Here is a 13,126-nt window from a genome sequence, read left to right on the forward strand (position 1 = left end):
AGGTTAGAATCCGAATCTCTTCCTGCAAATCGGCATAAAAAAACCTGTCCGCCACGTAAGGTGGCGAGCAGGGAGTGCTGTTAATCATCGATGATCTCTTTGTATTTACCAGGGGTAATTCCTTCAATTTTCTTGAAAGTACGAATAAAAGTGCCGACATCGTTAAAGCCAGACTTCTCAGCCGCCTCATTGACCGCAAGCCGCTTCTCCGTCATCAGTTGCTTGGACCCGTCTATCCGTTTCTTGTTGATCGTATCCAGAAGCCCTTCCCCGATTGTTCCTTGAACAGTCTGGACAGATAAGTGGGCTTCATATCAAAATGTTGTCCAAGCAGAGAAACGTTCAAGCCCGGATCAGTGTAATTCTTATCGATGAAGGCCGACACCTCGTTTATTAGTTCATTTAACGCCCGCTGGCGGTTTTCCTGAACATTGTGCAGCCGCTTGGCCTGGGCATATTCACAGGCTTCTTTAAGCATGTCCTTGAGCTGATCCTGCATTTCTGTCAACGTCTCCGAAGAAGAGAGCCTGTCGATGCGTTTGGGATTCTGAAGCAGAATGTTCTCCTGTGCCGTTCCTAATTCGCCGATGCTTTTGATCAGGGTCCCGACCAGGTCCAGCATAAGACAACGGGCTAACGGTACCTTTACAGGGTGCTTCGAGAAGTTCATCTGCAGGATATCGTTTAAGGCAGTTTCTGCCGATAAGAAATCGCCCACTTTGACATAATTAATTAACTGTTGCTCGCTCTGGAGGGGATAATAATAACCGGAATCCGTTTCAGTCCGAATATTGTTTCTCTCCATGTCTTCATAAGGCAGGATTTCTTGTTTTCCCATAACCAGCTTGTATTCCATGGCATCCATGGCCTCTTGATACGCTTGATGAATCTGATCCAATCCACGATGAACACGGCTGATGGAAACAGTAATATAGATACTGTACTTATTCGCAAGAAACTCTTGGGCAGAACGGGCCACCTGAAGCAAATCATTGATTTGCTCCTCTGCAGAGATCTCGGATAAGCTGACCAGGCAGGGCATCGCATCGTCCGTGTCGACCATATAGCCCCGGTGTCTGACATTGACAAGCTCCTCCACAACATTCGTCACAATAAAATGCAAGAGCTGCAGCTTCTCACCTGACGTTTTGCCTTGAACCCGTTCGAGGAAGATATCGATATCCTCCAGGTAAAACAGAAGAATAGCGAAATTCTCAGAGAGCAGCTGTATATCAAAAGCTGTCAAGGCTTCTGCCAAAGGAAGCTCAGGGTCTTGCTTTCCCTTAAGCAACCTCATGACGTAATTGGAGCGTAGAGTATAATGCTGCCTCTTCATTTCCAGCATCATATGGTCCATCTCATTTAAAGTGCTGTCCACAGCCTGCTGGATAAAAAGAAACTCATTCGCTCCCTTCTCCCGGACAGATGTTTTATTGTTGAAAGCGCGTACAATTCGCTGAATCGGATTATAGTTTTTACGCAGGAAGATGAAAGTCAATCCTCCGCCTCCAAGCAGGCTTGCCAAGATGCTCATCACAGTCAGTTTGCGGACCAGTTCAGCTTTTTTCCAATAGACTTCACTAGGAATCATGGAGATATATCTGAGATTGGATACTGCTGAATGTATGGAGAACACTTCATACCGCTGACCTTCCGACTCCCAGATGAACATGCCGCTGCTGTTGGACAGCTTATCGAACGGTAACTGGACTGGAAGCTCTGTATTCGAGCTGGAGACCAACACATTGTTTTCGGAGTCTGCAATGAGAACCTGTCCCTTGCTGAAGGCTTCGATATTCATAAGAGCCGATAGTATTTTGCTTTTGTCGATCATAATAACATTAGCGCCGGAGGGCTCGCCCTCCTCATAATCGTAGGTGCTTATATATGCAATCGCTTCCACGGAAGTCCCGTTCTCGGTCGTACGTTTCATAGGCACGAACCCCTTGAATTTGTTCCTTTGCAGGGTATCCATCCATTGCTCATAATCTAAGATTTCAGACTTATGATGTTCAGCGTAGGCGAATCTCGTGTTTCGGTAAACACCCGGAAGCAGTATGGTATCCCGTGAAGCCAGATAGATGTAGAACAAGTCTGTTTCGGAATAAGCGGATTGATATAGGGTCATGTCCTTAGTAGCATCATGCAGATCATACATGTAATCCTCCGGAAAGACAGCATACTTGTGCTGATCGACCAGTTCCCGAAACTTTGTATTCCAATTCAGTTCGAAATTTAACCGATGGACCGCTTCAACTTGCTTATCCATAAGCTCTCTTAGTTGCTTGAGCAAGGAATTGTTGGCCAGATGAATTTCGTCAACGAGCATCTTGCTGGACTGAAAATAAACGATTGAACTCAGGATAACCGGAAGCAGCAGCACAGCCATATACGATAAGGACCAAGTCAGCAGCACACTTCGGCTATTGAACCATTTTTTTCTTTTTTGCTCCATCCGTATCCTCCCGTCCAGACTTCAATGCTCAACATTGTATATTGTACATGGACAGTTGACTTAATACAATTGACATTACCGAGGCGAAATATCTAGACGGCTGTATACGCTTGGAAGATTAATGATGACTTATTTGGCTAGAAAGTAATACAAGGGCTGATGTGTGACTATCAGCCCTTGTGTGAACATAGTATTCAAATGCTACGTTCTTAGTTCATTAAAGAATGTGCTTGCATCCATTTGGATTAGAAAGGGGAGCCTTAATTTCAGTAAATTCCATTTGCGAGGTCTCCTCTGAATAAGAATATAGTCCATTAAATTAAGCGTTTTGTCAATTGGCGGATGCCTTTCGCCGAGGTAAAGTATAGACAAAGACAGGGGAGTGATGATGTTGAGTGAGGCAGTTCGCATATGGGAAGAAGAGGTCTCGATTCCCACTTATGGGGTCGGGGAGCCGGATCGAAACCCGATGTTCTTGGAGAAGCGTGTGTATCAAGGAAGCTCCGGTAAAGTATATCCACATCCGGTGATCGATAAAATTGAAGATGAGAAGAAACTCCAGCCGTATCAGATGGTTATCTTGGAGAACGAATATGTCCGCATTGAGATTATGCCTGAACTTGGCGGACGTATTTACCGTGCGCTGGACAAAACGAATGACTACGATTTCGTATATTACAATCGTGTTATCAAACCAGCACTGGTGGGCTTGGCAGGCCCCTGGATTTCAGGAGGGATTGAGTTCAACTGGCCACAGCATCATCGTCCGAATACGTATGGTCCGGTTGAGTACAAGCTGACGGATAATGAAAATGGAAGCGCTACCGTCTGGGTTAGCGAGATCGACCGTATGTATGGAACCAAAGTAACGGCCGGATTCACCTTATACCCTGGCAAAGCTTATCTGGAAATTTCCGCTCAGCTCTATAATCGGACACCTGAACCACAAACCTTCCTGTGGTGGGCTAACCCTGCAGTTGCCGTTAACGATCATACGCAATCCGTCTTTCCGCCGGATGTAACGGCTGTCTTCGACCATGGTAAACGTGACGTCTCCCGCTTTCCCATCGCTACAGGAACCTATTACAAAATGGATTACTCTGCGGGCGTTGATATTTCGCGTTACAGAAATATTCCTGTCCCTACTTCGTATATGGCCTATAAATCGGACTATAACTTTGTCGGCGGATATGATCATGGCGTTCAGGCAGGCCTGCTGCACGTAGCGAACCATCATGTTTCGCCGGGTAAAAAGCAGTGGACATGGGGGAACGGCGAATTCGGCCAGGCATGGGATCGCAATTTGACGGATGAAGATGGGCCTTATATTGAGCTAATGACAGGCGTCTACACAGACAACCAACCGGATTTTACATGGCTGCAGCCGTATGAAGAGAAGTCGTTCAAACAATATTTCATGCCTTACAAAAATATCGGTGTCGTAAAAAATGCATCTATCGATGCTGCCGTCAATCTGGAAGTTGACGAGCAATCGCGTGAAGTTATCGTGCTGGCTTACGCAACTTCCCTGTTTACGGGCGCTGTCGTTGAATTGACGGGAAGCCGTCGTACCTATTTACAGGAAATCGTCGAGCTGTCGCCGACAGAGACCTTCAAATCTGTCATTACGCTTGATGAGGATGATCATGCACACGACTTAAAGCTGACCGTCCAGGATGCCAATGGCAACCTGCTCATTGCCTATCAGCCTGCGAAACCATCTATCCAGCAAGTACCGGATGCCGCTAAGCCGCTGCCTGCTCCTGAAGAGCTGAAGACGAATGAGCAGCTCTATCTGGCCGGGCTGCACTTGGAGCAATATCGCCATGCAACGTTCGAACCGGAACACTATTATCAGGAGGGATTAAAACGCGACCCAAGCGACATTCGCATCAACGTGGCATATGGCACACTCCTGTTGCGCCGCGGGCTATATGCCGAGGCAGAAGGTCACTTCCGGATCGCGGTAAAGTCACTTACTTGGCGAAATCCGAATCCATACGATGGTGAAGCTCTTTATCAATTAGGGGTTGCGCTTAAAGGACAAGGACGTTTGGAAGAAGCCTTTGCAGCACTCTACAAATCGACTTGGTCTGCGGCCTGGCAAGATGCCGGATTCTTCACACTGGCGCAAATTGCCTGTGAGAAGGGGGATTTCGGAGAAGCGCTGGTACTGGTTGAGCGTTCCCTCATACACAATTCCCGTAATTACAAAGCACGTCACCTGAAAGCTGCTCTTCTTCGCAAGCTGGGGCAGCTGGAGGCAGCACTGCTCTTCTCGGAGGAGACACTTGCCCTTGATATCGCTGATTTTGGTTCAGCCAATGAACGTTACCTGACGGTTTCTAGCCAAGGTGAGCAAGCGAAGGCCGGCGAAGTGAAGGCTGATCTTCTGCGGCTGATGCGTGGAGATGCTCATAATTATTTGAATCTGGTTTCTGATTATGACAATTGCGGCTTGTTTGAGGAAGCCATTGAAGTGATTGAGCGGATCGTAGCAGGTCATGATTCCAATGCGTACCCGATGCTTCATTATACGCTTGGCTACCTGCATGAGAAAGCTGGGCATTTCGAACTTGCCCAGGTGCACAGAAAGGCTGGAAACGTGTCAGCACCGGATTACTGTTTCCCGAACAGTTTATTCGATCTGCAAGTACTGACAAGTGTCATTTCAGCTGATGCTGAGGATGATAAAGCCCATTACTATCTGGGAAATTGGTTATACGATAAAAGAAGACACGAAGCTGCGATCACCCATTGGGAAGCTTCACGTTCCATCCGGGGAGATTTCGCGACGGTCCACCGGAATCTGTCACTCGCCTATTTCAACAAAAAAGGGGACACAGCATCGGCGCTTATCTCTATGGAGAAGGCTTTTGCCTGCAGGCCGGATGACGCACGCGTGTTGTATGAGCTGGATCAATTGTATAAGAAGCTTGGTTACACGGCGGAGACCCGCTGTGCCAAGCTGGAGGAACATCAGGTTTTAGTGAACAAACGCGATGATCTCTACGTGGAATACATCACTCTTTTGAATGCGCAGGGCTTTCATGAGAAGGCAGTTCATGCGCTGCAAGCACGGAATTTCCACCCTTGGGAAGGCGGCGAGGGTAAAGTCACAGGGCAGCATGTTGTTGCCCATGTTGAGCTAGCCAAGCAGGCTTTGACTGATAACCGTAATGAAGAGGCAGTACAATTATTGCGGCAAGCACTTATTTATCCGGATAATCTGGGTGAAGGCAAGCTGTCGGGCGCACAAGAGAACAATGTCTATTACTATCTCGGACTGGCTCATAAAGGCTTAAAAGAAACTGAACTGGCTCAGGAATGCTTCAGCATTGCTTCAAAGGGATTGGAGGAGCCCGCCAGCGCGATGTATTACAACGACCAGCCGCCAGATATGATTTATTATCAAGGGATGGCTTGGCTTGCGCTGGGTAATGAGAAGGAAGCCAAACGCCGCTTCAACAAGTTGATCGATTACGCCGAGAAGCATCTTTTCGACGAAGTGAAATTCGACTATTTCGCTGTTTCCCTGCCAGACTTCCTGGTGTTCGAGGACGATTTGAACGTAAGGAATGAAGTTCACTGCCGGTATATGATGGGGCTGGGGCACCTCGGATTGCTTCAACTGGAACGGGCGAAAGAACAGTTTGGGCAAGCTCTTCTTAAGGAAGCTAACCATACAGGCGCGCGAATTCATCTAGGTATGATCTACTCAACAAATTGGGAAATGAATTAAGGAGGGGGAGGCCTGTATGAAGAACTATCGAATCGTTGTAAGTGAGGATAAAAAGAATATCTTTTCGGGTCATATGAAGCTGGGTGGTGTGAACCCTTCCGGTGAACGGATTAGTTTTACGAACTATTATATGGAAAAAAACGGCGATCCTTTTTTCGGCATTTGCGGAGAATTCCATTTTTCCCGTTATGATGAACGCTACTGGGAAGATGAAATTATTAAAATGAAAATGGGTGGCGTCAACATTGTCACTACCTATATTTTTTGGAACCTGCATGAGGAAGTCGAAGGCGTGTTTGAATGGAAAGGAAATAAAGATTTACGCACATTCATTCAGCTGTGTGATCAGCATGGTCTGTATGTCATGATCCGCATTGGCCCCTTTTGCCATGGGGAAATTCGCAACGGCGGCATGCCGGAGTGGCTGTTCGGCCGTCCGTTCGAGGTTCGCTCCAATGATGAAGGTTATATGGTGTACGTACGGAGGCTTTATGCAGAAATCAGCTTACAGGTGCAAGGATTATTGTACAAAGATGGAGGTCCGGTCATCGGCACCCAAATCGAGAATGAGCATAACCATTCCTCGGCACAGTGGGGCCTGACAGTCGGCGTTAACAATATGTGGCTGAGTGGCGGCAGTGACGGCAACGCGCATATGCTGCAGCTGAAGGACATGGCGCTGGAGGCAGGAATAGATACGCCCATCTATACATGTACAGGGTGGGGAGGGGCTACGACGCCAGTACCGGATATGCTCCCGTTATGGGGCGGCTATGCCTATTGGCCATGGATTTACTATGAAACCGACCGCTTCGAAGGCGTAAAGGAACATCCTGCAACACCAGAATATATTTTCCGGGATAAACATAATAATGCCATCCCCAAGAGCTATAATTTCGAGCCGTTCTATAGCCCCGAAGATTATCCTTACGCTTGCTGTGAAATGGGCGGCGGGATGGTTCAGTTCTATAAATACCGGTTTGAATTTCCTTATAATAGCGTTCCCGCCATGTCTGTCATGAAGACGGCTGAGGGCTGCAATATTCTTGGATACTATATGTACCATGGGGGAAGCAACCCGAAAGGCAAGGTTAATCTGTTCACGAACGATCTGGCGACGCCAAAAATTTCTTATGATTTTAACGCGATGATCGGGGAATTTGGGCAAGTGCGGGAATCTTATAAGCGGACGAAGCTGCAGCATTATTTGTTTACGGAGTTCCAGAATTCCTTTGCTCTGACCAAGACGATATTGCCGGGCGATACCTCGGAGAATGATCCGTACGAGGTGGATACCTTGCGGTATGCAGTCCGTTCACATGAAGGAGCCGGCTTCCTGTTCCTGAACAATTTCCAGGATCATGTGGATAATCACGATTTGCAGGACATGAACGTCAGCATCGAGCTTCCCGGTGAGACCATCACCATTCCGGGTCAAGGGGAGTTGACGCTTGGCAGTGAGAGCTTCGCTATTTTGCCGTATAATTTCGATCTGGCCGGAATTACGCTGAAATATGCAACCGCGCAGCTCATCACGAAGCTGGACGTAGAGGATGTAAGGTATTACTTCTTCTTTACGCCGGAAGGAATGAAGGGGACGTACGCGTTACAAACTGACGATGTGACAAGCATTGAAGTCGATTATGGACATACCAAGCACCTTAACCATATGACGATCATTGAAGTAGACGAGCAGAATTCCAGCATAGCGCGTCTCGTTTCTGCAGAGGGAAAGAAAGTCGTGATCTATACCATGACAAGCGAACAAAGCCTCGAGTTCTGGAAGGCGGATATCCGCGGCAAGCAGCGTGTCTTATTCACGAACGCCAATTTGCTGGTATCAGGGAATGAGATCAAGCTGGAGTCAACGGATCAAGAAGAGGTCACTCTACGGGTGTTCCCTGATTTTGAGGACTCCTTAGGTTCAGTATCGGGCGGGAAGCTGGCGGAAACGTCGGAAGACGGTTTATTCAAGACATACAAATTGCTTGTACCTAAGAAAGAGATCATATGTAAATCCACGAAGGTCAAGAACGAACGGGCTGTTCTGGAATTCGAATCCGGATCATTGGACGGTGTGAAGGAAGCCTTGCTGCAAATTGATTATTCCGGAGATATCGGTTATGCCTTCATTGACGGAGATCTCATTCATGATAATTTCTGCAACACCACCACATGGGAAATTGGATTGAAGCGATTTGAGGAGCAATTGCTTGAGAAGGGAATGTACCTCTATGTGTCGCCGATCCGCAAAGGTACTGTCGTTAACAGTAACACCACGATGGCAGGGTGGAACGAGACGGCTACAGAACTGATTGCAGATATTGCTTCTATTCGCGCAGTCCCGGTATACGAGATTGTGATTAGACCTAACTAGAGCTGTGCAATGTGGGAGTCACCGATAACGGTGACTCCTGTTTGTGTTATGTAATAGGATGCCCCTATTCAAGCCGAACCCCACTAGTTAAGGCCTGTTTTTCCGATATAGAGGCTATGCGGTCCGTTAGGACGTAGGTTACCTGAAGTTCGGGTGGGGGAGGGTTTGGTTTACGCTAGTGCGATCCCCTAACCTTCGCAAGTAAACCTTCTATATCCTCGCAGGGTCCTAAGTAGTAACCGATAATGCATCTATATCTCTTTTTACGTGAAACTAGAACACCTTAACGTAGTTGACTACTGTTTCATTTGCGTCTACTATTATCTATAAATAAGTCCTAATTTTTGGTTTTTTGGAGGTGGCGCTAGTTTTGGAACCGGAGTATTTAATTCGTGAGTCATTAATAAGATATATGAGAATCAACAACATGAATCACTCTCAATTTCTGGAGCAATCAGGACTAAATTCGGGCACTCTTAGCCGTATCTTACAGGGAAGCAAACCCATTTCTTTTCGACAGTTGGGTGCTATTACAGCTGGTATGGGGTTAGCAGAGGACTTCTTTTTTGATGCTTACGTGGCAGAATGTTTCGCATTTTCAGTTTCTATGCGGAGAATTCGTCCATTTATATATCACTGTGCGGCTTTGGGGCGCGTGGATTGTATCGAACAGATTGTCCGTAGACTGCTGGATGATCTCTCCTATTCTGCCGCTCTTTTTGACATTGCCGAAGAATTGTTTGCAAGCAGTCAGCAGCAGGCTGCAGCTTTGATCTATGTCCATGTGAGCGAAGCCGAGAAGTATCAGCATTCCGAACGGCTGGCAGTTTGTAAGTACCGATTATTTCGGATTGGGCTAAGTGAAGATATGGAAGAGAATGTACGTGCTGCAAACCTATTTGAATTATACGTGAATCGTCTTAATGAAGCTGACCAACTCGATGCTCTAAAGCAGTTAATGCATGTTTTCGGTATGGTTCATAAATGGGCGAAGGTCGACGAACTAGCTAAGGAAATGCATCGGGTCGCAACGATTCAGTATGATTTGCAATGTCTTTCTGAGCATACCGATGAAGGACAGAGACGGACGGAGCGCCCTTTGTATTATTACATTCTCTATGCTTACCTCGCACGTTCTACGGCTAGTGAAGAATGTGGGGATTACAAGCGCGCATTGGATTTTGTAGCGCTGTATTCCAATGGAGAAAGCTGGGTCCAGGAGACAGGCGAGGAAGCCAGACGTATTATCGGACAATTTTCTGAATGGGCCATTGCAAATACTTATCTTTATCGCTTAATGTCCGGAGATGTGGAAGTGCTGGACGAATACGCTAATTACATTGCATCCCAAGAAGATGAGATTTTCGTTGCTGTACGTCATATGGTCCAAGCAGCAAATAGATATGGATGTAATATCGACAGCATCCTGGAGCGTTTCTCAGCATACATACCTTATCAAGCGGACCAAACGGAGTATGGCGAATATAAACCAGAGATATTGAAAGAGGGATACGCTCAATTTCTAAGCGATCTTGCAGTGTATCACCTGAACCAGAATGAAGATTATGCAATGAAATATATTTTGGAAGGTTTAGAATTATCGATTACAATGAATAGTAGTAAGATTATCATTACTTGTATGACTCTTTTTGAGCAATATAGGGATCGTGCTGATCTGGATGCCAAGAAGAAATTTAAAAAACTATCGAATGAGGTGAATCGACTCAATGCGGAAAAAAGCGTTGTTCTTCTGGGTTCTCTGTAGTGTTGTGATTGTGGTTTCTACACCAATGACATTTGTTTTAATGGGGCATGGGTGGGGGACTTAATCCATAATTAAATTAGAGGGGTGTTCCCGATTCTCGGGAGCGCCTTTTTTTCATACCCTGGTTGCAAACTTAGATCGGGTGTAAGTCCAGGATGAATAAGAATATAGTCCATTAAATTAAGCGTTTTGTCAATTGGCGGATGCCTTTGGCCGAGGTAAAGTATAGACAAGTACAGGGGAGTGATGATAATGGGCCGTGGAGTGGTCTATAATCTAGTTATAGGAGAGATAACCAAATGAATGAGCTGATGAAGAGTTTACCCCGGAAATTAACAATTACGATGTGGGATTTCTCCTGGTATACGATGACTTTGCCAGGCGAGCCATACAACGATTTGGCGGCGCGATTCAAAGAGGCGGTAGATCGGGGCTATAATACGATTCGCATTTGTGCGATGCCATATATGTTGTTTACGGAGAGAGGAAAACGTTCCGGCCGATTGAAGTTCGGCAATCTCGGGGAGGTCGGTCAACGTACACGCTGGTACAATTGCCGCGGTGGAGCGGAGCTTGACGGTCATGCCCATTTGCTCGAGCTGTTCAGACAGGCTAAGGCACATGGCTGCTATATCATGCTGTCTTCTTGGGAATATCAGCAAAGTCCGAGCTTCCTGGCACATTCAGAATTAAGGGACGAGCTTGCCGCAATCTCTCCGGCGGAACGTTTCATGGCCATTGCCAGATCCATGGATCAGCTGATCCGCTTCCTTAAGAAGGAAGGTTACGCCAATCAAATTGTCTATACCGAGCTTCACAATGAGGTAGAATTCGGGCAGCTTACCGCTGTGGGCGTTGAACGGGGAATCAAAGAAACGGATACGCCAAAGCTTGTTGAAGCGATGCAGCCTTATATCGAGGAAGCGATCGAGTTTCTTCGTGAGCAGCATCCCGATATCCTGATGACGGCCAGCTATACGCTTAATGAAGCTTACCCGAAGGCTTATGTCGCCCGCAACATGCAGGTTGCGCATTATCATCTCTATATAAAAGGCGTATTGAATGAACTTATGGATGCTGCAGGGCTAAATGATGAGGAAACGTCGTTCCCTAACCCCTTTGTTCAGTCTTTATTGAGAGAGGATGCCCCTCCATTTGATCAATGGACATTGCCGGAAGGACAGGAGTGGAGGATGGAGGGGAATCCGGTCGGGATGAAGCTCATTTACTTGCATGATTGGGCTGATCCAGACAAATGGGACTTATATCTATATGACCGTTACGGCGCCCATAAACTAGCTATGCTGCAAAAGACAGATTTCCGGTTCGAGGAAATTCATGATTGGGTACGTCATGCGGGAATTCCGATCGTCATCGGTGAGGGCTATGTCGGCTACACGCCGCTGCTTGCCGGATTCGAGGAAGGACCGGTCGGCAAATTTATCGCGGAATATGCGCTGCGAAAAGGGATGTCGCTAGGATTTTGGGGGATGACCTTATGCTCCAACTGCGCCCCGCATCATCCGTTTTGGAATGATATTGCTTGGCAGGTTAAATGGAACCGGTTTATTCTGGATTCAGAGTAGCCGGGATCAGCCGCAGCTTCCTCCATACAAACAACCGGTCTGCCGGAGCAGCGAACCTGCTCGGCAGACCGGTTGTTTCTTTATTACAGTGCCTATGGCTTGGGGCTATAGGATGTTCGGTGTAGAGTCCCTAAATATGGGTTTGGTATAGATATGACAGACCTGATGAGGCTGTTCGGGGCGGCTGATCCGTGACAGCAGCATTTCGGCGGCGGTGACACCCATTTCGTTACTATAGATATGAACGGTGGTCAGATGAGGTTCGATGATCTTTGATTCTGGACCGTTATCAAAACCGCAGACAACAATATCCCCGGGAATGGAATGGTTCTGATTCTTCAGTGCTTTCATAAAGTTGACGGCGATGTAATCGTTGGCACAGACCAAAGCCGATGGAAGCTTAGGTATATCCTTAAGCCTTTCATCCGCCCAACTTGGGCTGGAGAAAAAGTACTGATCCTCATCCAGAACACACTGTGAAAGATTCAGCTGTATGCCGGACTCCGTTAAAGCGCGATTGAACCCCACCCATCTTTCATTAAAGCTCCGGCAATGATTAAAGTCCCCGACAAACCCCAGTGTTGTGTAACCGCCATCAATTAACTTCTTAGTAAGCAGATAGGTACTGTGTTCGTTCTCCATCAACAGCACATCCGCTTGAAATTCAGGGTAACAGACATGCGCAGAACAATCGATGAAGATGGTTGGGATATCAAGGCTCGTAATCAGCTTGCTGTATTCCAGATTGAATAGCTCAATACAGATGATTCCGTCCACATTGGACACATCAAAATTATTGGGAAGGGATAGGGATTGCTGATCGATGTCCCGGATGATGTGAATGGATAAATTATATCCTTCGGCGCTGATGCGTTTTTCCAAACCGCTGATCAAGGTCGATCCAAAATGGGAAGTGTTTGGCAAGTTCTCTGTTAATAAAGCGATGTTTATGGAACTCTTGGACATCTTGCTATCGTCCTCCATAAAGGAAAATTGCTTGTATTTCATCTCTATGGCTTTTTTAATGACTTTATTTCTGGTTTCATCGGGAATGCCTTTTGTTCCGTTCAAGGCTTTGGAGGCCGTGTTTCTGGAGATTCCTAAAGCATCAGCGATGTCTTGTATGGTTACTCTATCTCTAGCCATGTATTGTACAATCACCTCTATATCATGTTCTTCTCATTGTCTAACTTCCTTAAAT

General features: G+C 46.6%; 7 protein-coding genes. 4 read left to right on the forward strand and 3 right to left on the reverse strand.

Annotated elements, in window-relative coordinates:
• Positions 1 to 80 precede the first annotated feature (80 nt).
• Entirely contained in the window at positions 81 to 275 is a 195-nt protein-coding gene (locus B9T62_RS02780) for a helix-turn-helix domain-containing protein (RefSeq protein WP_087913863.1), read from the reverse strand.
• On the reverse strand, positions 233 to 2,455 hold the full coding sequence (locus tag B9T62_RS02785; RefSeq protein ID WP_087913864.1) for an AraC family transcriptional regulator: 2,223 nt from the start codon (positions 2,453 to 2,455) through the stop codon (positions 233 to 235). The genes B9T62_RS02780 and B9T62_RS02785 overlap by 43 nt, the downstream gene beginning before the upstream one ends.
• A 385-nt stretch (positions 2,456 to 2,840) precedes the next feature.
• Between B9T62_RS02785 and B9T62_RS02790 the strand changes: the two genes are divergently transcribed.
• The 4 genes from B9T62_RS02790 to B9T62_RS02805 all read left to right on the forward strand — a co-directional run bounded on the left by B9T62_RS02790 (position 2,841) and on the right by B9T62_RS02805 (position 11,925).
• Positions 2,841 to 6,197: a DUF5107 domain-containing protein gene (locus B9T62_RS02790; protein ID WP_087913865.1), complete on the forward strand. Its 3,357-nt coding sequence runs from the start codon at positions 2,841 to 2,843 to the stop codon at positions 6,195 to 6,197.
• 16 nt (positions 6,198 to 6,213) lie between these two features.
• Positions 6,214 to 8,574 (forward strand): beta-galactosidase, encoded by a 2,361-nt coding sequence (locus tag B9T62_RS02795; protein ID WP_087913866.1) that lies wholly within the window; start codon positions 6,214 to 6,216, stop codon positions 8,572 to 8,574.
• A 370-nt stretch (positions 8,575 to 8,944) separates the two neighbouring features.
• Entirely contained in the window at positions 8,945 to 10,339 is a 1,395-nt protein-coding gene (locus tag B9T62_RS02800) for a transcriptional regulator (protein WP_245864322.1), read from the forward strand.
• A 299-nt stretch (positions 10,340 to 10,638) separates the two neighbouring features.
• Entirely contained in the window at positions 10,639 to 11,925 is a 1,287-nt protein-coding gene (locus tag B9T62_RS02805) for a cellulase-like family protein (RefSeq protein ID WP_087913867.1), read from the forward strand.
• 105 nt (positions 11,926 to 12,030) lie between these two features.
• Here the strand turns inward: B9T62_RS02805 and B9T62_RS02810 are convergent, their stop codons facing one another.
• Complete coding sequence (locus B9T62_RS02810) at positions 12,031 to 13,071, reverse strand: LacI family DNA-binding transcriptional regulator (RefSeq protein WP_087913868.1); 1,041 nt, start codon at positions 13,069 to 13,071, stop codon at positions 12,031 to 12,033.
• Between the last annotated feature and the right edge of the window lie 55 nt (positions 13,072 to 13,126).

Origin of the sequence: Paenibacillus donghaensis (genome assembly GCF_002192415.1) — a bacterium.
Lineage (GTDB): Bacteria > Bacillota > Bacilli > Paenibacillales > Paenibacillaceae > Paenibacillus_AQ > Paenibacillus_AQ donghaensis.